This window comes from Embleya sp. NPDC025285, from assembly GCF_055558835.1.
Genome location: NZ_JBVHLU010000119.1, coordinates 1 through 21,284, shown reverse-complemented (window position 1 = coordinate 21,284; position 21,284 = coordinate 1). Strand labels below are relative to the sequence as shown.

20 protein-coding genes and 1 tRNA gene are annotated in these 21,284 nt (G+C 70.6%); 17 read left to right on the top strand and 4 right to left on the bottom strand.

Annotated elements, in window-relative coordinates:
* Window positions 1-24 precede the first annotated feature (24 nt).
* The 10 genes from rsmI to ACZ4FV_RS44585 all read left to right on the top strand — a co-directional run bounded on the left by rsmI (window position 25) and on the right by ACZ4FV_RS44585 (window position 11,912).
* Window positions 25-891, top strand: coding sequence for a 16S rRNA (cytidine(1402)-2'-O)-methyltransferase (rsmI, locus tag ACZ4FV_RS44630; RefSeq protein WP_395864176.1), 867 nt, complete (start codon window positions 25-27; stop codon window positions 889-891).
* 335 nt (window positions 892-1,226) lie between these two features.
* A complete protein-coding gene (locus tag ACZ4FV_RS44625; protein ID WP_402239216.1) occupies window positions 1,227-1,595 on the top strand; it encodes a hypothetical protein in 369 nt (122 codons plus the stop codon).
* 87 nt (window positions 1,596-1,682) lie between these two features.
* Entirely contained in the window at window positions 1,683-3,299 is a 1,617-nt protein-coding gene (metG, locus tag ACZ4FV_RS44620; protein WP_465326595.1) for a methionine--tRNA ligase, read from the top strand.
* 3 nt (window positions 3,300-3,302) lie between these two features.
* Window positions 3,303-4,199 carry a TatD family hydrolase gene (locus ACZ4FV_RS44615; RefSeq protein ID WP_395864170.1) on the top strand — a complete coding sequence of 299 codons (897 nt, stop codon included), beginning with the start codon at window positions 3,303-3,305 and terminating at the stop codon, window positions 4,197-4,199.
* Between the two features lie 195 nt (window positions 4,200-4,394).
* A complete protein-coding gene (locus tag ACZ4FV_RS44610; protein WP_395864168.1) occupies window positions 4,395-5,555 on the top strand; it encodes a ubiquitin-like domain-containing protein in 1,161 nt (386 codons plus the stop codon).
* On the top strand, window positions 5,552-6,493 hold the full coding sequence (gene rsmA, locus ACZ4FV_RS44605; RefSeq protein ID WP_395864166.1) for a 16S rRNA (adenine(1518)-N(6)/adenine(1519)-N(6))-dimethyltransferase RsmA: 942 nt from the start codon (window positions 5,552-5,554) through the stop codon (window positions 6,491-6,493). Before ACZ4FV_RS44610 ends, rsmA begins: the two co-directional genes overlap by 4 nt.
* A 102-nt stretch (window positions 6,494-6,595) precedes the next feature.
* Window positions 6,596-7,537 (top strand): 4-(cytidine 5'-diphospho)-2-C-methyl-D-erythritol kinase, encoded by a 942-nt coding sequence (locus ACZ4FV_RS44600; protein ID WP_465326591.1) that lies wholly within the window; start codon window positions 6,596-6,598, stop codon window positions 7,535-7,537.
* 52 nt (window positions 7,538-7,589) lie between these two features.
* Window positions 7,590-9,371 carry an ABC-F family ATP-binding cassette domain-containing protein gene (locus ACZ4FV_RS44595; protein ID WP_395864713.1) on the top strand — a complete coding sequence of 594 codons (1,782 nt, stop codon included), beginning with the start codon at window positions 7,590-7,592 and terminating at the stop codon, window positions 9,369-9,371.
* Between the two features lie 398 nt (window positions 9,372-9,769).
* Window positions 9,770-11,329, top strand: a complete 1,560-nt coding sequence (locus ACZ4FV_RS44590; protein ID WP_395864162.1) for a polysaccharide biosynthesis protein — start codon at window positions 9,770-9,772, stop codon at window positions 11,327-11,329.
* 154 nt (window positions 11,330-11,483) lie between these two features.
* Window positions 11,484-11,912 carry a pyridoxamine 5'-phosphate oxidase family protein gene (locus ACZ4FV_RS44585; RefSeq protein ID WP_395864160.1) on the top strand — a complete coding sequence of 143 codons (429 nt, stop codon included), beginning with the start codon at window positions 11,484-11,486 and terminating at the stop codon, window positions 11,910-11,912.
* 39 nt (window positions 11,913-11,951) lie between these two features.
* Here the strand turns inward: ACZ4FV_RS44585 and ACZ4FV_RS44580 are convergent, their stop codons facing one another.
* Window positions 11,952-12,218: a hypothetical protein gene (locus ACZ4FV_RS44580; protein ID WP_402239210.1), complete on the bottom strand. Its 267-nt coding sequence runs from the start codon at window positions 12,216-12,218 to the stop codon at window positions 11,952-11,954.
* A 434-nt stretch (window positions 12,219-12,652) separates the two neighbouring features.
* Here ACZ4FV_RS44580 and eno point away from each other — a divergent pair, with 434 nt between their 5' ends.
* From eno to ACZ4FV_RS44560, 4 genes are all read left to right on the top strand, one after another.
* Entirely contained in the window at window positions 12,653-13,933 is a 1,281-nt protein-coding gene (eno, locus tag ACZ4FV_RS44575) for a phosphopyruvate hydratase (protein ID WP_395864156.1), read from the top strand.
* Window positions 13,934-13,989: 56 nt separating this feature from the next.
* A complete protein-coding gene (locus ACZ4FV_RS44570) occupies window positions 13,990-14,607 on the top strand; it encodes an FtsB family cell division protein (protein WP_395864154.1) in 618 nt (205 codons plus the stop codon).
* 140 nt (window positions 14,608-14,747) lie between these two features.
* Entirely contained in the window at window positions 14,748-15,290 is a 543-nt protein-coding gene (locus tag ACZ4FV_RS44565; RefSeq protein ID WP_395864152.1) for a DUF501 domain-containing protein, read from the top strand.
* Window positions 15,287-16,231: a Ppx/GppA phosphatase family protein gene (locus tag ACZ4FV_RS44560; RefSeq protein ID WP_465326586.1), complete on the top strand. Its 945-nt coding sequence runs from the start codon at window positions 15,287-15,289 to the stop codon at window positions 16,229-16,231. The genes ACZ4FV_RS44565 and ACZ4FV_RS44560 overlap by 4 nt, the downstream gene beginning before the upstream one ends.
* Window position 16,232: 1 nt before the next feature.
* Here the strand turns inward: ACZ4FV_RS44560 and ACZ4FV_RS44555 are convergent, their stop codons facing one another.
* Window positions 16,233-16,502, bottom strand: coding sequence for a type II toxin-antitoxin system RelE family toxin (locus tag ACZ4FV_RS44555; RefSeq protein WP_402239207.1), 270 nt, complete (start codon window positions 16,500-16,502; stop codon window positions 16,233-16,235).
* Window positions 16,499-16,783, bottom strand: coding sequence for a type II toxin-antitoxin system prevent-host-death family antitoxin (locus ACZ4FV_RS44550; RefSeq protein WP_402239204.1), 285 nt, complete (start codon window positions 16,781-16,783; stop codon window positions 16,499-16,501). Before ACZ4FV_RS44550 ends, ACZ4FV_RS44555 begins: the two co-directional genes overlap by 4 nt.
* A 366-nt stretch (window positions 16,784-17,149) precedes the next feature.
* Here ACZ4FV_RS44550 and ACZ4FV_RS44545 point away from each other — a divergent pair, with 366 nt between their 5' ends.
* Window positions 17,150-18,496 (top strand): NAD(P)/FAD-dependent oxidoreductase, encoded by a 1,347-nt coding sequence (locus ACZ4FV_RS44545; protein ID WP_465326582.1) that lies wholly within the window; start codon window positions 17,150-17,152, stop codon window positions 18,494-18,496.
* A gap of 292 nt (window positions 18,497-18,788) precedes the next feature.
* Here ACZ4FV_RS44545 and ACZ4FV_RS44540 read toward each other — a convergent pair whose 3' ends face one another.
* A complete protein-coding gene (locus ACZ4FV_RS44540) occupies window positions 18,789-19,565 on the bottom strand; it encodes an ABC transporter ATP-binding protein (RefSeq protein WP_465326580.1) in 777 nt (258 codons plus the stop codon).
* Window positions 19,566-19,827: 262 nt separating this feature from the next.
* Here ACZ4FV_RS44540 and ACZ4FV_RS44535 point away from each other — a divergent pair.
* Both ACZ4FV_RS44535 and ACZ4FV_RS44530 read left to right on the top strand, forming a co-directional pair.
* Window positions 19,828-19,909: transfer RNA gene (locus tag ACZ4FV_RS44535), tRNA-Leu, on the top strand.
* Window positions 19,910-20,232: 323 nt separating this feature from the next.
* Window positions 20,233-21,087 carry a Bax inhibitor-1/YccA family protein gene (locus tag ACZ4FV_RS44530; RefSeq protein WP_395864144.1) on the top strand — a complete coding sequence of 285 codons (855 nt, stop codon included), beginning with the start codon at window positions 20,233-20,235 and terminating at the stop codon, window positions 21,085-21,087.
* The last annotated feature ends 197 nt before the right edge of the window (window positions 21,088-21,284 follow it).

Here is a 21,284-nt window from a genome sequence, read left to right as displayed (position 1 = left end):
CGCGCGAAAGGGGAGGATGGCCGAGTGGAACACGAACAGCACAGTCCTCAGGGCGGCGTACTCGTACTGGCCGGCACCCCCATCGGTGACGTGAGCGACGCGCCCGCGCGGCTCGCCGTCGAACTCGGCGCGGCCTCGGTGGTGGCCGCCGAGGACACGCGCAGGCTGCGCAGATTGGCCGGCGCGCTCGGCGTGGAGGTGCCCGGGCGGGTGGTGTCCTACTTCGAGGGCAACGAGGCGGCGCGCACCCCGGAGCTGGTCCAGGCGCTGCGCGAGGGCAAGCGGGTGTTGTTGGTCACCGATGCCGGGATGCCGTCGGTGTCCGATCCGGGCTACCGGCTGGTCGAGGCCGCGGTGGCCGAGGACATCAAGGTGACCGCCGTACCGGGGCCCTCCGCGGTGCTCACCGCGCTCGCGCTGTCCGGGCTGCCGGTGGACCGGTTCTGCTTCGAGGGATTCCTGCCGCGCAAGGCGGGCGAGCGGGCCCGGCGGTTGGCCGAGTTGGCCGCGGAGCCGCGCACGATGGTGTTCTTCGAGGCGCCGCACCGGCTCGCCGAGTCGCTCGCGGCGATGGCCGAGGCGCTGGGCGCCGACCGTCGCGGCGCGGTGTGTCGCGAGCTCACCAAGACCTACGAGGAGGTCCGCCGGGACACCCTGGCCGAACTCGCCGAGTGGGCGAAGCCGGGGGTGCGCGGCGAGATCACCGTCGTGGTCGCCGGCGCGCCGCCCGCCGACCCCTCGAAGATCGGCCCGGCCGAGCTGGTCGAGCGGGTGGCCGGACGCGAGGCCGCCGGACAACCGCGCAAGGAGGCGATCGCGGCGGTGGCGGCCGAGGTCGGCGTGCCCAAGCGGGTGGTCTTCGACGCGGTGGTCGCGGCCAAGAAGGCGTGACACCCGAAAGGACCGGTCGACGACGGATCGCGACCCTCGGCGACGCCTCGACGACGGACCGCGACCCTCCGGGGTGCCGCGTCCGACATCCGCGACGCGGCGTGCCCGCACGGCCCGCTCCGGCCGCGGCCGGGTCGGTCAAGCGCGTGCAACGGGCAGGTACGGCACAGCACTCGATTGGGTGATGAGTTTCTCGGGTTCTCCATATTCCGTGTTGGCCGACGTCAAGGAACCGTATGTGCCGATACGGAAGGCGCCTCGCGGGCATTCCATGGATACCGGTCACGGGAAGCCCCTGAACGAGTCGGTGGGCTCGCCCGCGCGAGGAGGTCGTCATGGAGAACCCGACGGTGGTGCACGAGTCCTATGCCTTCGTCTGCATGTCCTGCGGTCGCGGATGGGAGCGCGACTACGAGATCCACCACGTGACCGATCTGCACGGAATGCGACTGTGCCGGTACTACTCGATGGGGGCGCTGGTCCCGTCCCCGTTCACCAAGCCCGCCTGCGAGCACTGCGACGGCACCCGCCTGCGGATACTCCCGGCGGGCCGGGTGGCGTCGGTCACCGGATCCCGGGCCGTGGTCGAGTCCGCGAAGCCGGTCGAGCCGGTCGCGGCCGTGAAGGCCGACAAGCCGGCCAAGGTGCCCGCCGCGCGCGGGGCCTCCCGGTGGCACCTGCCGTCCCTGCACCGCTCCGCCTGAGCCCCATCCGGGCCGCGGGCCCGCCGGTGCCCGCTCCCACGGATACTCGGGGGCGGGCGCCGTCGCGTCGGCCGTAGGATTCCGGGTATGGCGGCCACTGGAACCACTGAACACACTGCGGGCGAGCGCGAGAAGGCGTTCTATGTCACAACGCCCATTTACTACGTAAATGACGCCCCGCACCTGGGCCACGCCTATACGACCGTCGCAGGCGACGTGCTCACCCGTTGGCACCGCCAGCGCGGCGAGAAGGTGTGGTTCCTCACCGGCACGGACGAGCACGGTCAGAAGATCATGCGCACGGCCGAGGCGAACGGCGTCACTCCCCAGGAGTGGTGCGACAAGCTGGTCACGGAGGCGTGGAAGCCCCTCTGGGAGCACTTGGAGATCGCCAACGACGACTTCATCCGCACCACCGAGAAGCGGCACACCGACCGGGTCCAGGAGTTCGTCCAGGACCTGTACGACAAGGGCGAGATCTACAAGGGCGGTTACGAGGGCCCGTACTGCGTGGCCTGCGAGGAGTACAAGGCGCCCGGCGACCTGCTCGACGGCGAGGACGGGCAGAAGTTGTGCCCGATCCACAAGCGTCCGGTGGAGATGCTCAAGGAGGAGAACTACTTCTTCAAGCTCTCCGAGTACGGTCCTCGGCTGCTCGAGTTCTACGAGGCCAACCCGGACTTCATCCAGCCGGCCTCGGCCCGCAACGAGGTCCTCCAGTTCGTCCGGCAGGGCCTGCAGGACCTGTCCATCTCGCGCTCCACGTTCGACTGGGGCATCCCGGTCCCGTGGGACCCCAAGCACGTCATCTACGTGTGGATCGACGCGCTGCTCAACTACGCCACGGCGGTCGGCTACGGTGCGGACCAGGCGAAGTTCGAGGGCACCTTCCCGGCGGACGTGCACCTGGTCGGCAAGGACATCCTGCGCTTCCACGCGGTGATCTGGCCCGCGATGCTGATGGCCAACAGCCTGCCGGTGCCCGGCCGGGTGTTCGCCAACGGCTGGCTGATGGTCGGCGGCGAGAAGATGAGCAAGTCGAACCTGACCGGCATCTCGCCGCGGCAGCTCACCGACCACTTCGGCGTGGACGCCTACCGCTACTACTTCCTGCGGGCGATCCAGTTCGGCCAGGACGGGTCGTTCTCGTGGGAGGACTTCTCCGCGCGGTACACCTCGGAGCTGGCCAACGACTTCGGCAACCTGGCCTCGCGCGTGGCGGCCATGGTCGGCAAGTACTTCGACGGCGAGCTGCCCGCCTCCACCGCGGACGGGGACGCCGAGGGCACGCTGCACAGCGCGCTGATCGAGGCCGTGTCGGTCGCCGACGACCGGGTCCGCGCGCTGGACTTCCAGGCCGGTCTGGACGCGGTGTTCGGCTACGTGAAGCTGGTCAACGGCTACATCACGGAGCAGGAGCCGTGGAAGGTGGCCAAGGACGACAGCTCCGAGGGCCGGGCCCGACTGGCCACCATCCTGTACACCTCGGCCGAGTCGTTGCGCGCGCTCGCCGTGCTGCTCAACCCGGTGATGCCGGAGACCGCGCAGAAGTTGTGGGACTCGCTCGGCGCCGAGGCGCACCTGGGCGCGCTGGACAAGCAGCACGTGCAGGACTCGGGCCGCTGGGGGCAGTTGCCCGCGGGCGCGACGATCACCAAGGGCGCGATCCTGTTCCCGCGTCTCGAAGAGAAAAAGGACTCCTGACCCTTGAGCAAGCGCAAGCGCCGGGACGGCGGGCCCCGGGACACCACCCCGCCGCCCGCGCCCGAGCCGCTCTCGGTGCCCGTGTGGGATGCCCACACGCACCTGGACCTGCAGGAGGCGAAGGTCGCCGACGCGTTGTCGGCCGCCGCCGAGGTCGGGGTGGACACGCTGGTCCAGGTGGGCATCGACGTGCCCTCGTCGGTGTGGGCGGCCGAGACGGCCGCCGCGCACGAGCGGGTGCACGCGACGGTCGCGCTGCACCCCAACGAGGCACCGCGGATCGTGCTCGGCGACCCGGACGGGTGGTCCGGGCAGCGCCGCGGTCCGGGCGGCGCCGCCGCCCTGGACGCGGCACTCGCCGAGATCGACCGACTGGCCGCGTTGCCGCACGTGCGCGGGATCGGCGAGACCGGCCTGGACTACTTCCGCACCGGCGACGAGGGCGTGGCCGGCCAGCAGGAGTCGTTCCGCCGGCACATCGAGATCGCCAAGCGGCACCGCAAGCCGCTGGTGATCCACGACCGCGAGGCGCACGCGGACGTGTTGCGCATCCTGGCCGAGGAGGGCGCACCGGAACGGGTGGTCTTCCACTGCTTCTCGGGTGACGCGGAGATGGCGAGGACGTGCGCCGAACTGGGCTACGTGATGTCCTTCGCGGGCAACGTGACCTATCCCAGCGCACAGCCGTTGCGGGACGCGCTCGTGGTCGCGCCGACGGACCTGATCCTGGTCGAGACGGACGCGCCGTTCCTGACCCCGGTGCCCTACCGCGGCCGACCGAACGCGCCCTACCTGGTGCCGATCACCGTGCGCGCGATGGCCGAGGTCAAGGGCCTGACCGAGGACGAGTTGGCGACCGCGCTCGCGGCCAACGCCGAACGCACCTTCGCACCCGCGTAGTTGCCTCGGCCGCACCGCCCGTCACCCGGACGACCGGGTGGCGGGCGGCGGTGTGCCCGCGCCGGTGTACAGTCCGATGCTCGTCGGGCGGAACATCGGCCCGGCCGTCGTCGGCCCCGACCGCGGCCCGGCTCGGACCACACCGGCCGCAGCACACCCCCGGACCAGCCCCTTCGGAATCCCCCAGGAGCACCGTTGAGTCGTTCCGCCGGCTCCGCCCGCAGGCGCAACACCGCCCGGGCGGGTCGGGGCGGCAGCCGCCCCGGACCCTCTCTGCGCACTCTCGTTCCGCAGGCCCTCGTGGTCGCCGTCCTGGTCGGCGGAACCACAGCCTTCGTCTCCTACGACAAGACGGTCACCCTCGTCGTGGACGGCGAGGAACGCACCGTGCACACGTTCGCCTCCGACGTCTCCGGGCTGCTCGGGCGCCAGGAGATCAAGGTCGGCGAGCACGACATCGTCGCGCCGGGGCGCAATGCGGGCATCGAGGACGGCGACCGCGTCGCGGTGCGCTACGGCCGGCTGCTGACGCTGACCGTCGACGGGCGGCCCCAGCAGGTCTGGGTGACCGCGAAGTCGGTGTCCGAGGCGCTGGAGCAGGTCGGCGTGCGCGCGGACGGCGCCTACCTGTCGGTGTCCCGCGACCTGCCGATCGGCCGCCAAGGGCTCAACCTGGACGTGCGCACCGAGCGGGCGATCACCTTCCTGGTCGACGGAAAGACCGTGCCGCTGCGGACCAACGCGCCGACCGTGCAGGCCGCCCTGGAACAGGCCGGGATCTCGATAGGGCCACAGGACCGGGTGGACACGCCGACCGACGCGTATCCCCAGCAGGGGCAGACCATCTCGATCCTGCGGGTCACCGGCGCCACCGTGACCAAGGACGAGAAGATCCCGTTCAAGACCACCAAGCAGGACGACCCGACCCAGTACAAGGGGACCGAGGAGGTCGCCACCAAGGGCGTGGTCGGGCTGCGCCAGATCACCTACTCGTACGAGACGATCAACGGCGTCAAGCAGGAGCCGCGCAAGATCTCCGAGAAGGTGGTCAAGGAGCCGGTGACCCAGATCGTCAAGGTCGGCACCAAGGAGATGCCGAACTCGGTGGCCGGGGCCGACCAGCTCAACTGGGGCGCGCTCGCGCAGTGCGAGTCGGGTGGCCGGGCGAACGTGGTGGACGCGTCCGGGACCTATCACGGGCTCTACCAGTTCGACGCGCAGACCTGGCAGTCGATGGGCGGCACCGGGGTGGCAAGTCAGGCACCGGCCTCGGAGCAGACATATCGGGCAAAGCTCATGTTCGTCCAACGGGGGTCGAGTCCGTGGCCGCTGTGCGGCAGTAGGCTCTACTCGTGAGTGATCTTCCCGCGGGACCGGGACTGCTCGGTGCCGCGGACATCCGTGCGCTGGCCGAGGCCCTGGGTGTACGCCCGACCAAGCAGCTCGGCCAGAACTTCGTGATCGACGCCAACACGGTGCGGCGCATCGTGCGCACCGCCGGCGTGCGCGCCGAGGACGTCGTGGTCGAGATCGGCCCCGGACTCGGCTCGTTGACGCTGGCGCTCCTGGAGAGCGCCGCGCGGGTGGTCGCGGTCGAGATCGACCCGGTGCTCGCCCGGCACCTGCCGACCACCATCGAGGCCCGGATGCCCGAACGCGCGGCCGACTTCGCGCTCGTGCACGCGGACGCGATGACGGTGACCGAGCTGCCGGGGCCGGCGCCCACCGCGCTGGTGGCGAACCTGCCCTACAACGTGTCCGTGCCGGTGCTGCTGCACATGTTGCAGACCTTCCCGTCGCTGGAGCGGCTGCTGGTGATGGTGCAGTCCGAGGTCGCCGACCGGCTGGCCGCGACGCCCGGCGGCAAGGTGTACGGCGTGCCCTCGGTCAAGGCCGCGTGGTACGCCGACGTCAAGCGCGCGGGCGCGATCGGGCGCAACGTGTTCTGGCCGGCGCCCAACGTCGACTCGGGCCTGGTGTCGTTCGTGCGCCGCGAGCCGCCGAAGACCACGGCGACCCGCCAGGAGGTGTTCGCGGTGATCGACGCCGCGTTCGCGCAGCGGCGCAAGACGCTGCGGGCCGCGCTGGCGGGCTGGGCCGGTTCCGCCGCCGGCGCCGAGCAGGCACTGCGCGCGGCCGGAATCGACCCGCGGACACGCGGCGAGGCGCTGGGTGTCGAGGCGTTCGCCCGGATCGCCGAGCACCGCCCCGGGTCGGCCTCGCCGGGTGTGCCGGGCGATGCGGGGGAGCCGGTCGTGCCGGCCGACGCCGACCCGAACGAGCCCCGCGCCTGAGGACGCGGTGCCGCCGTCGATACCATCGGCGACGGTGCCGAGGAGTTCGCACGGCCCCCGTCCGAAGAGGCCCGACAGGGCCACGAAGGAGTTCCACGAGCCGTGTCTTCCGTCACCGTCAGTGTTCCCGCGAAGGTCAACCTGCAACTCGCGGTCGGTGGGGTGCGGCCGGACGGCTTCCACGAGCTGGTCAGCGTCTTCCACGCCGTGTCGTTGTACGACGAGGTCACCGTCACGCCCGCGGACCGGCTGAGCCTGGCCTGCGAGGGCGAGGGCATCGCCGAGGTCCCGCTGGACCACAGCAACCTGGCCGCGCGCGCGGCGATCCTGCTCGCCGACCGGCTCGGGCGCGAGCCGAACGTGCGCATCCACATCCGCAAGGGCATTCCGGTCGCCGGCGGCATGGCCGGAGGCAGCGCGGACGCGGCGGCGACGCTGCTCGCCTGCGACACGCTCTGGCGTGGCGACACGCCTCGCGAGATGTTGCGCCGGCTCGGCGCGGAGTTGGGCAGCGACGTGCCGTTCTCCGACCTGGGCGGCACCGCGATCGGCACCGGGCGGGGCGAGCGGTTGGCCTCGGTGCCGACCACGGCGCGTTTCCACTGGGTGTTCGCGCTGGCCGACGGCGGCCTGTCGACGCCGGCCGTGTACGGCGAGTGCGACCGGTTGCGCGAGGTGGCGGGCGAGACGGTCGGGCGGCCCGCGCCGCGCGAGGAACTGATCGCCGCGCTGCGGGCCGGCGACGCGCACGCGTTGGGCGCGAACCTGGTCAACGACCTGCAACCGGCGGCGCTGTCGTTGCGGCCCGCGTTGGCCGCGACGCTGCGCGCGGGCATGGCCGCGGGCGCGGTCGGCTCGCTGGTGTCCGGGTCCGGACCGACGTGCGCGTTCCTGGCGCCGGACCGGGAGACCGCGCACGTGGTGGCCGAGCGGCTCACCGGATCGGGCACCTGCCGGGCCGCGCGGGTCGCGTTCGGCGCGGTGCCCGGGGCCCGGGTGTTGCCGCGTCGGGTCGTTCCGGTGGAGCGCGAGAACACCGTGTAGTTCGGACCGTTAGAGTTGGTCGAATGCGAGCGTTGCGGTATGGCGGTTCGGTCTGATGGCGAACCTGGTCAATCTTGAGTCAGTCGGCAAGGCGTATGTCATGCGCACCCTGCTCGACGAGGTGTCCCTCGGCGTCGCCGAAGGCGACCGGATCGGGGTCGTGGGCCGCAACGGGGACGGCAAGACCACGCTGATCCGGGTGATGGCCCAGCGGGAGCCGGTCGATTCGGGCCGGGTCACCCACGTGGGCGGCCTCAGCCTGGGCATCCTGAGCCAGCAGGACGACCTCGACCCGGCGGCGACCGTGCGCCAGGAGATCGTCGGCGACCGCCCCGAACACGAATGGGCGGGCGACGCGCGCATCCGCGACGTGCTGACCGGGCTGTTCGGCGGGCTGGCCATGCCCGGCTTCGAGAGCGGCATCGACTCGGTGATCGGCCCGCTGTCCGGCGGCGAGCGGCGCCGGATCGCGCTCGCGAAGCTGCTGATCGAAGAGCACGACCTGATCATCCTGGACGAGCCGACCAACCACCTCGACGTCGAGGGCATCGCGTGGCTGGCGGGCCACCTCAAGACCCGGCGCTCCGCGCTCGTCGTGGTCACCCACGACCGCTGGTTCCTGGACGAGGTCTGCACCCGTACGTGGGATGTGCAGGGCGGCAAGGTGCACGACTACGAGGGCGGCTACTCGGCGTACGTGCTGGCCCGGGCCGAGCGCGCGCGGATCGCGAGCACCGAGGAGACCAAGCGGCAGAACCTGGTCCGCAAGGAGCTGGCCTGGCTGCGCCGCGGCGCGCCCGCGCGGACGTCCAAGCCCAAGTTCCGGATCGAGGCGGCGAACGAGCTGATCGCGGACGAGCCGCCGCCGCGCGACACCCTGGCGCTGCGCGGCTTCGCCAACGCGCGGCTGGGCAAGACCGTGTTCGAACTGCTCGACGTGCGGATCGAGGCGGGCCCCAAGACGCTGCTGGAGCACCTGACCTGGAATCTGGGCCCGGGCGACCGGATCGGTCTGGTCGGCGTCAACGGCGCGGGCAAGACCTCGCTGTTGCGCGCGCTCAAGGACGCGGCGTACCAGGAGAAGCAGCCGGCCGCCGGCAAGGTCGTGGTCGGCCGTACCGTCAAGCTCGCCTACCTCTCCCAGGAGGTCGCCGAACTCCCGCCCACGCTGCGGGTGCTGGAGGCGGTGTCGCAGATCCGCGAGCGGGTCGAGATCGGCAAGGGCAAGGAACTGACGGCCGGTCAGCTCTGCGAGCAGTTCGGCTTCACCGGCGAGAAGCAGTGGACGCCGGTCTCCGACCTGTCCGGTGGCGAGCGCCGCCGTCTGCAACTGCTGCGGTTGTTGATGGACGAGCCGAACGTGCTGTTCATGGACGAACCGACCAACGACCTGGACATCGAGACGCTGACCCAGTTGGAGGACCTGCTGGACGGCTGGCCGGGATCGCTGGTGATCGTCAGCCACGACCGGTACTTCATCGAGCGCACCACGGACACCGTGCTCGCGCTGCTCGGGGACCGCACACTGCGGATGTTGCCGGGCGGCATCGAGGAATACCTCAAGCGCCGCAGGGACGCGGTCGAGGCCGGGGCGACCGCCGCGCCGACCCGGCGCGGTTCCGGCGACACCCGCGCGGCGAAGAAGGAACTCCAGCGGGTGGAGCGGCAGTTGACCAAACTGGCCGACCGGGAGAAGAAGGTGCACGACGGCTTGGCCGAGCACGCCACCGACTTCGACAAGGTCTCCGCGCTGGACGCCGAACTGCGCGCGATCCGGGACGAGCGCGACGAGTTGGAGATGCGCTGGCTGGAGCTGGCGGAGGAGACGGAGTAACGCCGGCGGCCGGGCGCCTCGGGGGGCGGCCGGCCGACGCGACACGTGTCGGCCTCGGTGTCGGCCGTGGTCGGGCATGGCGGGACGACGGCACGGAAACGAGCAGGGAACACCCCGATGATCACGGGGTGATGCTTCGCGCACACGGAAAAGGCGAAGTTGCGGGCGTTTGGGCAAAACCGCGACGGGGGCCGAGGGTGGGCCGTACGCTGAATCCCGAGTGCCGGTGGTTGCCTGCGCGGTTGTTGGTCCACCCGATGCGCCTGGGCCGCAAGTGACGTCGCGACTGTGGGGCCACCGGGGTCGTGGGGGCAATTGGGGCAGTCGCGTACGACCGCCGGGGTGGGGCGTGGTGCGATGGGGAGGGACGTCCATCCGCACCGGCGTGTCGGTGCCGCATGTGGTCGGTGCACGATCCGATGCCGATCACGCTGCACCTGACCAAGGGGGGCTTGATGGGTCGGAGTTCGGCAGCGACGGATATTTCGGGAGCGGGTCTGCGGACCCTGGTCGTGGGGGCCGGGTCGGCGGGCAGCGCATTGGCGCGGGATCTGTTGCGGACACCCGATTTCGGGTTGCGTCCGATCGGATTTCTCGACGACGACCCCGACAAGGACGGGGTACGCGTCGCCGACGCGGACAATCCACAACATCTACTTCCGGTCCTGGGCGGCCTGGCCACCCTGACCGACGTGGCACTGGAGCACGGCATCGAGGTGGTCGTGCTGGCCATCCCGGGGCTTCCGCACGAGGAGTTTCGCAAGGTGGCCGCCGGGGCCGCCGCGATCGGCGCCGCGGTGCGGTATCTGCCGTCCTTCCTGGTCGCGTTGCGGCGCGACGTGGTCGGCAGCGACATGCGCATGCTCGACGTCAACCGACTGATCGGTCGGCAGGAACTGCATGTGGTCTCGGCGTCCGTGCGCGAGGTGATCGCGGGCCGCCGGGTACTGATCACCGGCGCGGGCGGCTCGATCGGCAGCGAGTTGTGCCGGCAGGTGTACGGCTTCGGGCCGAGCCGGATGTACATGCTCGACCACGACGAGTCCAACCTGCACCGCCTCCAACTCGACGTGTGGGGCGAGGCGTTGCTCGACGACGAGACGCTGGTGATCGCGGACATCCGGGATCGGCCGCGGATCGAGCAGCTCTTTCATGATCTCAAGCCGGAGGTGGTCTTCCACGCCGCCGCGCACAAGCACCTGCCGCTGTTGGAGCGGCATCCGTGCGAGGCGGTCAAGTCCAATGTGCTGGGCACGGAGAACCTGGTCCGGGCCGCGCTCGACGTGGGGGTCGAGCGGTTCGTGCTGATCTCCACGGACAAGGCGGCCGACCCGGTCTCGGTGCTCGGCGCGACCAAGCGGCTCGCCGAACTGATCGTGCAGGCCAACACGCAGGCGCCCGGGGTGTTCGCGGGCGTGCGTTTCGGCAACGTGCTGGGCAGCCGGGGCTCTTTGTTGTCCGTACTGGCCGAGCAACTGCGCGCGGGCGGCCCGGTCACCGTCACGCACCCGGACGTCACCCGGTTCTTCATGACCATCGAGGAGGCCGTGGGACTGGTCCTGGAGGCGGGTCGGATGGCCCAGGGCGGGGAGATCTTCGTCCTGGACATGGGCGAGCCGGTACGGATCGTGGACCTGGTGCACAAGTTCGCCGAACAGGTGAATCTGCCCAACGTGCCGATCCGCTTCACCGGCCTGCGTCCGGGCGAGAAACTCAACGAGGCGCTGTTCTCGGCCACCGAGGAGCGCCTGCCCACCGAACACCGCCGGATCCAGGCGACGGTGCCGCCGGGCCAGGCGCTGGACGCGGTGGTCCGGTTGCCGGAGCTGTACGACGCGGCGGCGGTCAACGACACGAAGGCGGTGCGCGCGCTGCTGAGCGAGCTGCTGCCGGGCTACGTCACGCCGGAGCCGGCCGGGACCGAGGTGTTGTCGGCGCCGTACCCGGACGACTTCTAGACGATCCGCACGATGCTCGTCGGGATCGGGGCGGCCCTCGTCACGATCCGGACGACGCTCGTACACCTGATGGACGCCGATCCCGTGACCGGTGGGGCGGAGGGCGCAGTACGGTGGCCACGAGGCCCCTGTGCTGCGAAAGGCGGATCCTCCGATGATCGACCCCGAACTGAGGGCGGCTCTGGACGCGATGCTCGGCGATCCGGAGCACTGGGTGCACGTGGGCACGGTGACCCCGACGGGGGAGCCGCACGTGACACCCGTGATGCTCGCGTACGACGACGAGTACCTCTACCTCAGCCTCACCGGCCGCACCAAGAAGGCCAACCTGGAACACGATCCGCGGGTCTGTCTGTCGATGGCGCGGGACGGCGACATCGCGCACGTCATCGTGTGGGGCGAGGTCGCCATGCGCGAGGACGAGTGGGCGCAGGAGCGCTGGGAGTTCGCGATGCGGCACATCCTGGGCGATGAGGGCCTGGCACAACAGCGCCGCCCGCTGTCCCGCGAGGGTACGAGCCTGGGCGTGGTCACCCCGAAGCGCTGGCGGGTCTTCGGCCTGGGCCGGGGCCCGGGTTCGTGAGTCCGCCGCACCAGCGCGCGCGGCGATCGTGACCCCGGGTCAGCCGTGCAGCGCCTCGTCGGCCTCGCGGTGGATCTCCGCCTGCGCGAACAACACCGAGGCCACGTAGCACGGCAACGCGATCAACGCGGCGACGAGCACGACATCCTCGGCCCGAAGCAAACTCGTCGCGACCCCGATCAACGCCAGCGCCAACGGCAACCACCGCCGCCAGGCCGCCAGTTCACGCATCCGCACGACCCGTGCGGCTCGTGCGAGCACCGCCCCGCCCGCCACCGCCACAAAGCCGATCGCCAGCAACTCCACAGCAGTACAAGGGCCTTCCGGGCAGGTGATCGACGCGAACGCCCCCAAGCAAACCAGAAGTTCCCCGGGTCCGCCCCCGATCGAGCCGCCCGAACCCGCGCGACGCGGGTCGCGCCGCGGCCTCGCCCGTCAGGTCCGTCGCGGCGACCCGCACGCCGGATCGGCCCGCCGTACCGGGCCCGGCCGGGCCGTCGGACGCGATCGAACTCCCGATCGTCGGCGTACGGGCCACCCGCGTGCGGCGCCGATGTACCCCGCCGCTCGGCGCGGTCGTGGGTGCCGTGCCCGTCGACCGGGGGCCGCCCCGGTCAATCCGTTCACGTTCCCGTCACCCGACAGTCGCCCACAGCCACCTCTTCCCGGGCGAATCCGACGGCGGGCTGCTACTAGGCTGGCCCGGCAGACCAGCGTGCCCCTTGATCAAGGAGAAACTCGTGCCGTCCATCGACGTCATCCACGCCCGGGAGATCCTGGACTCCCGAGGGAACCCCACGGTGGAGGTCGAGGTCGTCCTCGACGACGGCAGCTCGGGCCGTGCCGCCGTGCCGTCCGGCGCTTCCACCGGCGCCTTCGAGGCCGTCGAACTGCGTGACGGCGACGAGAGCCGCTACGGCGGCAAGGGTGTGCAGAAGGCCGTCGACGCGGTCAACGAGCGCATCTACGAGGAGATCGCCGGCACCGAGGCGGACGACCAGCGGCTGATCGACCAGGCGATGATCGACCTGGACGGGACCGAGAACAAGGCCGAGCTCGGCGCCAACGCGATCCTGGGCGTCTCGCTCGCCGTCGCGCACGCCGCCGCCGAATCGGTGAATCTGCCGCTGTTCCGCTACCTCGGCGGCCCGAACGCGCACGTGCTCCCGGTGCCGATGATGAACATCCTCAACGGTGGTGCGCACGCCGACACCAACGTCGACATCCAGGAGTTCATGATCGCGCCGATCGGCGCGGAGACCTTCGCCGAGGCGGTGCGCTGGGGCACCGAGGTCTACCACTGCCTCAAGTCCGTGCTCAAGGCCCGCGGCCTGGTCACCAGCATCGGCGACGAGGGCGGCTTCGCGCCGAACCTGGAGAGCAACCGCGCCGCGCTCGACCTGATCGTCGAGGCGATCGAGATGGCCGGCTACACCCCGGGCACCGACATCGCGCTCGCGCTCGACGTGGCCGCGTCCGAGTTCCACACCGACGGCGCGTACGTGTTCGAGGGCGCCAAGAAGACCTCCGCCGAGATGTCGGCCTACTACGCCGAGTTGGTCGCGGCGTACCCGCTGGTGTCGATCGAGGACCCGCTGGACGAGAGCGACTGGGAGGGCTGGGTCGCGCTCACCGCGCAGCTCGGCGACAAGGTCCAGCTCGTCGGCGACGACCTGTTCGTGACCAACCCGGAGCGCCTGGCGCGCGGCATCGAGGAGAAGGCGGGCAACGCGCTTCTGGTGAAGGTCAACCAGATCGGCACGCTGACCGAGACCCTCGACGCCGTGTCGCTCGCCCACCGCAACGGTTACCGGTGCATGATGAGTCACCGGTCCGGCGAGACCGAGGACACCACGATCGCGGACCTCGCGGTGGCCACGGACTGCGGCCAGATCAAGACCGGCGCCCCGGCGCGCTCCGACCGGGTGGCCAAGTACAACCAGTTGCTGCGCATCGAGGAGATCCTCGACGACGCGGCGGAGTACGCCGGCCGCGGCGCGTTCCCGCGCTTCGACGGCTGACACCGGGTCGAGCGGAACACCGCCGGCACCGCATCGGGACAACGGCGGGAGGACGCGTGAGCGAGCAGCGCGAGGACGGTCGCAGGACGGCCGCCCCGAGCGGGGCAGCCCGCGCGTCCCGGGCCGTCGCGCCGCCGCGTCAGGCACGCGGTGGCCGTCCGGCGGCACCGGCCAAACCGAAGGTCGTCGCCGCGGTCGAGTCCATCAAGGACTCGTCCGCGGCGGCGAGCCTGGGTCGGCTGCGCCGGCGCGGGGGCGGCAAGTGGATCGTGCTGACCCTGGTGGTGCTGAGCCTGGCCGTCGCGCTGGTCTACCCGTTGCGCCAGTACCTGGACCAACGGGCCGAGGTGGACGACCTGCGCGAGAGCACCCGCAGGCAGCAGGCCGAGACCGAACGCATGCGGTCCGACCTGGAACGCTGGAACGACCCGGCGTACGTACGGCAACAGGCGCGCGAGCGGCTGCACTTCGTCTACCCGGGCGATACCGCCTACCTGGTGGTGCCGCAGCCGGGCGAGCCGGGCAACCCGGCGCCGCCCACGCCCGCCCAGGCCGGTTCGCCGCCCTGGTATCGCAGCCTGTGGGACTCCACGCGCGACGCGGACCGGGCCGGCGCGCCGACGCCGAGCGCGGCGCCCTCGCCCACTCCGACGCCCGCCGCGTCGATCGGCTAGTACCGGGCGCCGAGAACGGCGATCCTTGTCCGGTGGCACCGGCGACCGGCCGGCTCGAACCCGAGCGGGACCGGTACGGCGCGGCACGCGGATCGAACGTCGGTCCGAAGCACTCAGCGAAACAGGAAATACTCTCCTACATGGATCAGCAGGACATCGACGCCGTCAAGGCGCAGCTCGGCCGTACCCCGCGTGGTCTGCGCGGCGTCGCACACCGGTGCCCGTGCGGGCTTCCGGACGTCGTGGAGACCGCTCCACGCCTGGAGGACGGCTCGCCGTTCCCGACGCTGTACTACCTGACCTGCCCGCGGGCGGCGTCCGCGATCGGCACGCTCGAGGCGAACAACGTCATGCGCGAGATGAGCGCGCGCCTGGCCGAGGACGAGGACCTCGCGGCTCGATACGCCGCCGCGCACGAGGACTACATCGCGCGCCGGGACGCGATCGAGGTGCTGGAGGGCTTCCCGTCCGCCGGGGGCATGCCGGATCGGGTCAAGTGCCTGCACGTCCTGGCCGGCCACGCGCTGGCCGCCGGACGCGGGGTGAACCCGCTCGGCGACGAGACGTTGGACGCGCTGCCGGACTGGTGGGCCAAGGGCCCGTGCGTGTGTGTGGACAAGCCGGACGAGGCGACAGAGGCCGCCGAGGCCGAGGCCGCAGCCACGGAGGACGAGACCCGATGACCCGACGCGTCGCCGCGATCGACTGCGGCACCAACTCGATCCGCCTGCTGGTCGCCGACCTGGACCCGGCCACCGGGACGCTGGTCGACCTGGACCGGCGGATGCGGATCGTCCGGCTCGGCCAGGGCGTCGACCGGACCGGCAGGCTCGCTCCGGAGGCGCTGGAGCGCACGTTCGACGCGTGCCGCGACTACGCCAAGACGATCGGCGAACTCGGCGCCGAGCGGGTGCGCTTCGTGGCCACCAGCGCGAGCCGCGACGCGGAGAACCGGGGCGTGTTCCGGGACGGCGTGCGGGAGATCCTGGGCGTCGAGCCCGAGGTGGTCTCCGGCGACGAGGAGGCCACGCTGTCCTTCACCGGGGCCACCCGCGAACTGGCCGGCACCGGCGCGGTCGAGACTCCGTACCTGGTGGTCGACATCGGCGGCGGGTCCACCGAGTTCGTGCTGGGCACCGACCGGCCCGAGGCGGCGCGCTCGGTGGACATCGGCTGCGTCCGGATGACCGAGCGGCACCTGCGTGAGGACCCGCCGACTCGGGCCCAGATCGCCGCCGCCATCGCCGACATCGAGGCCGCGACAGCGCAGGCCGCGGCGGTGGTCCCGATGGACCGCGCCCGCACGCTGGTCGGCCTGGCCGGCTCGGTCACCACGGTCGCCGGCATCGCGCTGGACCTGCCCGAGTACGACTCCACCGCCATCCACCACGCCCGGCTGACCCTCGATCAGGTCCGCGCGGTGACCACCCGGCTGCTGGCCGCCACACACGCCGAACGCGCGGCGATCCCGGTCCTGCACCCGGGCCGCGTGGACGTGATCGGCGCGGGCGCACTGGTCCTGCGCACGATCATGGAACGCACCGGTCTGACCGAGGTCGTCGTCAGCGAACACGACATCCTGGACGGCATCGCCTGGTCGGTGGCGGAAGACCCCGAGTGGTAGGTCAGAGATTCCGGTACACAGCGCGGCGGTCGCCGACCTTGACCGCGAGGACGACGAGTTCACCGTCGCGCACCTCGTAGGCGATCCGGTAGTTGCCTACCCGAAGCCGATACAGGCCGGACGGTCCGGTGAGCTTCTTGATGTCAGCGTCCTCGCGATAGGGGTCGTCGCCCAGCGCGGTCAGCGCGGCCAGGATTCGCATGGCCGCGGGTCGGTCGATCGCTCGCAGTTGGCGTTGCGCGGCGGTGGTGAAACGGAAGGCGTACTTCATGCCGTGTCTTCGCTGTGCTCGGCGAACAGATCCGCCAGCAACTCGGCCATCGTCACGGTCGGACCGCCTTCGGCCAAGACCGCCTCGGCCTCACGCGCCAGCATTTCGTCGGTGGCTGCCTCCAGCGCCTCGAAATCCGCGATCGGTACCAGCGCGGCCACCGGAGTCCCGTTTCGGGTGATCACCGTCGTGGTGCCGTGTTCGGCGCGATTGATGTGGTCCGCCAGGTGCGCGCGGGATCGTTTGCCGGGTCGATGGCGGAACCAAGGAGCCGTGTCCATCGTTCGGACTCGGGGAAAAGTTTGTGAATCCCTTCACATGCCCCCGGAGGCAAAACTTGGCCATGTGGGGCCGTTTTCCTCGTGACGGGTCGGTCGGACGCCGCCGTCGCCTTCGAAGACGGTGGTCGCCGGCGGTTCGAGGTGGAGATCACATTGCGCCGTCCCGGGGTACCTCGGGCAGGATCGACGCAGGTCATCGGGACCGAGTCGGCGGACAAGCCGGCCGATTATGGTCGAGTGGATCTTCCTCGACCGCACACCGTGCACAAATGCACAAGCAAAAGGACGAAGGGTACCAGACGGCCCGTTCGGTACTGCGCGCGGCCTCGAAGCACCGGCGCGTTCGATCGGTGGATACTTCCAAACATGAGCAACACGGATCGCCCTCGCATCCTTATCGTCGGCGGCGGCTACGTTGGTCTGTACGCCGCGCAGCGCATCCTCAAGAAGATGCGTTACGGCGAAGCGACCGTCACGGTCGTCGACCCGCGGTCGTACATGACCTACCAGCCCTTCCTCCCGGAAGCGGCCGCCGGCAGCATCTCACCGCGCCATGTCGTGGTGCCGCTGCGCCGTGTCCTGCCCAAGGCCGAGATCGTCAACGGCCGGGTCACCTCCGTCGACCACGACCGCAAGGTCGCGCTCGTCGAGCCGCTCGCGGGCGAGTCCTACGAGCTCGGCTTCGACTACATCGTCATCGCGCTCGGCTCGATATCGCGGACCTTCCCGATTCCCGGCCTGGCCGAGAACGGCATCGGTCTCAAGACCATCGAAGAAGCCATCGCGCTGCGCAACCATGTGCTCGGGCAGCTCGACCTGGCCGACTCCACCACCGACGCGGAGATCCGCCGCAAGGCGTTGACCTTCTGCTTCGTCGGTGGCGGCTTCGCCGGCATCGAGGCGCTGGCCGAGGTCGAGGACATGGCGCGCGACGCGGTGCGCTATTACAAGAACCTCAAGCGCGAGGACATGCGCTTCGTGATGGTGGAGGCGGCCAACCGCATCCTCCCCGAGGTCGGTCCGGAACTCGGCGCCTGGACGCTGGAGCGCCTCAAGGCCCGGGACATCGAGTTCCACCTGGAGACGTCGCTCCAGTCCTGCGTCGACAAGCACTGCGTGCTCTCCAACGATGTCGAGTTCGACGCCTCCACGATCCTGTGGACCGCGGGCGTCAAGCCGAACCCGGTGCTGTCCGAGTACGGTCTGCCGCTCGGCCCGCGCGGCCACGTGGACACCCGCACCACCCTCCAGGTGGTCGGCATGGACAACGTGTTCGCCGCCGGCGACAACGCGCAGGTTCCGGACCTGGCCGCGGGTGAGGGTGCCTGGTGCCCGCCGAACGCGCAGCACGCGGTACGGCAGGCGCGCGTCCTGGGCGACAACGTCGTCTCGGTGATGCGTGGGTTCCCGCCGAGCGACTACAAGCACAAGAACCTCGGTGCGGTGGCCGGCCTCGGTCTGCACAAGGGTGTCGCGGTGATGTTCGGCAAGTTCAAGCTCAAGGGGCTGCCGGCGTGGCTGTTCCACCGCACGTACCACGGTGCGATGGTGCCGACGTTCAACCGTAAGTTCCGGGTGTTCGCCGACTGGACGCTGTCCGCGTTCTTCCGGCGCGAGATCGTCTCGCTCGGGGCGATGGAGCACCCGCGGGACGAGTTCGCGGAGGCGGCACTCCCGCCGGTGCCGCGGGTCGAGCCTGCGGTCAAGGGGTAGTTGCCCACGTTTTGCGGGATGGGCCCGGTACGCCACGTGCGTGCCGGGCCCTTTCGCGTCTGCTCTCAAGCGCCGGGCGGGCTGGGGGTTTGCGGATCGGGCTGCGCTTCGGGGGGTGGCCTGGGTGGGTTGTCCTCAAACGCCGGACGGGCTGAAGGGGGTTGCGGACCGGACCGAGGGGCTTTGCGGACGGGACCGAGGGGCTCTGTGGGCCGGGCTGGGGGTGGCTTGTGGGGGTTGGGCCGGGGAAGTGTGCGGACCGGGCCGGGGCTTTGCGACCGGCCGGGTGGGGTTACGCGGTGCGGGTGGCGTCGAAGCGTTTCATGCGTTCGAGGACCAGGTCCGAGGTGGGATCGAGCATTTCGTCGACGATTCGGCCGTCGGCCAGGAAGAGGACTCGGTCCGCGTAGGAGGCGGCGTTCGGGTCGTGGGTGACCATGACGATCGTTTGGCCGCTCTCGCGTACCGAGGCGCGGAGGAAGCCCAGGACCTCGGCGCCCGAGCGGGAGTCCAGGTTGCCCGTCGGTTCGTCGGCGAAGATGATCTCCGGTCTGCTCGCCAGCGCCCGCGCACACGCGACCCGTTGCTGCTGACCGCCGGACAGTTCGCTCGGACGGTGCTTCAGCCGGTCGCGCAGGTCGACCGTCTCGATCACATGGTCCAACCACTCCTGGTCCGGTTTCACACCCGCGATGTCCATCGGCAGCGTGATGTTCTCCAACGCGGTCAGCGTCGGCAGCAGGTTGAACGCCTGGAAGACGAAGCCGACCTTCTCCCGCCGCAGCCGGGTCAGCTTCTTGTCGTCGAGTGAGGACAACTCCACGTCGCCCAGCCGGACCGAGCCGGTCGAGATCGAGTCCAGGCCCGCCATGCAGTGCATCAGCGTGGACTTGCCCGACCCGGAGGGGCCCATGATCGCGGTGTACTCCCCGCGCCGGAACCCGACCGAGACGTCGTCGAGCGCGAGCACTCGTGTCTCGCCCGTGCCGTAGATCTTGCTGATGCCGGTGGCGACGGCGGCGAGTTCGCCGTGGGCCCCGACTCCCGCGATGGGTTCGGTGGCGGTCACATCGGGCCTCTTTCGTTGCGGTCCTGATCGGGCCCGCATCGGCCGGCCCTCGACCCCGTGGTCCTACCCAGGTGCACCGGGCGAATGCGGAACTCCCCTGCTCAGCCGCCCCAAACCGCTCATTCGGCACCATCCGTACGGCATCCGGACGGGTCGCCCCCGGTAGCTCTCCGCGATCGAACAGGCCCGCGGAACGGGTCCGAGGGGGCTCCGAATCCAAGAGGCCAACCCGGTGCGCCGGGGCCGCTACGCTCAGCATCGCCCCCGGATGGTGGAACGCAGACACGAGGAGCTTAAACCTCCTTGGCCGCAAGGCCGTGCGGGTTCGAGTCCCGCTCCGGGGACAACTCGAAAATGCCGCTGACCTGCAAGAACGCCGTACGGCCGCGGATCGGCGGCGGCGGGCCTCGGTGGTCTGGACCACCGACCGGGCATATTTCCGGGCCCGCGGGCCACCCTTACTCGCGAACAGCGCAGGGTGTTCCCGTGGTGACAGCGATCGGCTTCGCGATGGATTCCATCCGACTTTTTATGACCGGACAGTGACCACGGGCACAAATCGCGTGTCCGGGGACGTTGAAAGGGAAGGATGGAAGCCCCGAGCGCTTTACTCGGGGATTACTCTCTAAAGCCAGGACCCCCACCCCGGGGGCATGGAGGAGATGACATGAGGAGCAGCAACCCGGTGCTCACGCGGCGGGGGGCGTTCGAGACCGGCCGGCAGGAGCAGGCCGGTTACGGAGCGCCGCAGCCCGGGCCGCAGGGCGCCCCGTACGGTGGGCCGCAGCAGCCGCCGGTACAGCCGATGACCCCCGAGCAGCTTCAGGAGATGTACCGGGCGCAGTCCGCCGGTCCGCTCCAGACCGGCCGGATGACCATCGACGACGTGGTCGCGCGTACCGCGATGACATTGCTGACGGTCGTCGTCACCGGTGCGCTGTCGTGGGCCTTCCTGCCGTTCGAGAACTTCGGCTGGGCGGTCGGCGCCGCGCTCGCGGCGTTCGTCGTCGCGATGGTCGTGACCTTCAAGCGGGAGATCAGCCCGGCCCTGGTGCTGGCCTACGCCGCGCTCGAAGGTGTGTTCCTGGGTGCGATCAGCCACGCGTTCGAGGAGCAGTACAGCGGCATCGTGATCCAGGCGGTGCTCGGCACGGCCTCGGTGTTCGTCGGTGTGCTGGTCGCGTACAAGTCCGGTTGGATCAAGGTGACGAGCCGCTACGCGCGGATCGGCATGGCGATCGCGATCGGCTTCGTACTCCTCACCTTCGTCAACCTGTTCGCGATGTTGATCGCCGGCGGCGACGGTCTCGGCCTGCGCAGCGGTCCGCTCGGCATCGTGATGGGCATCCTCGGCATCCTCATCGGCGCCTTCTTCCTCTCGCTCGACTTCAACGAGATCGAGCAGTTGGCCGCTCAGGGCGTTCCGGAGAAGGAGGCCTGGCGGGCCGCGTTCGGCCTGACCGTGACCCTCGTGTGGATCTACCTGGAGGTCCTGCGCCTGTTGTCGATCCTGCGGGACTGACGCGGCGTCGCATGACGGTCCCGTGACGCCCTCATGACGGACCGACGTGCGGAGTGATCCCGAAGTGCGCAGTGGGGGGGGGGGGGGGGGGGGGGGGGGGGGGGGGTGGGGGGGGGGGTGGGGGGGGTGGGGGGGGGGGGGGGGGGGAGGGGGAAGGGGAGGAGGGGAAGACGACTACACGTCAGAGGCAAAAAGGG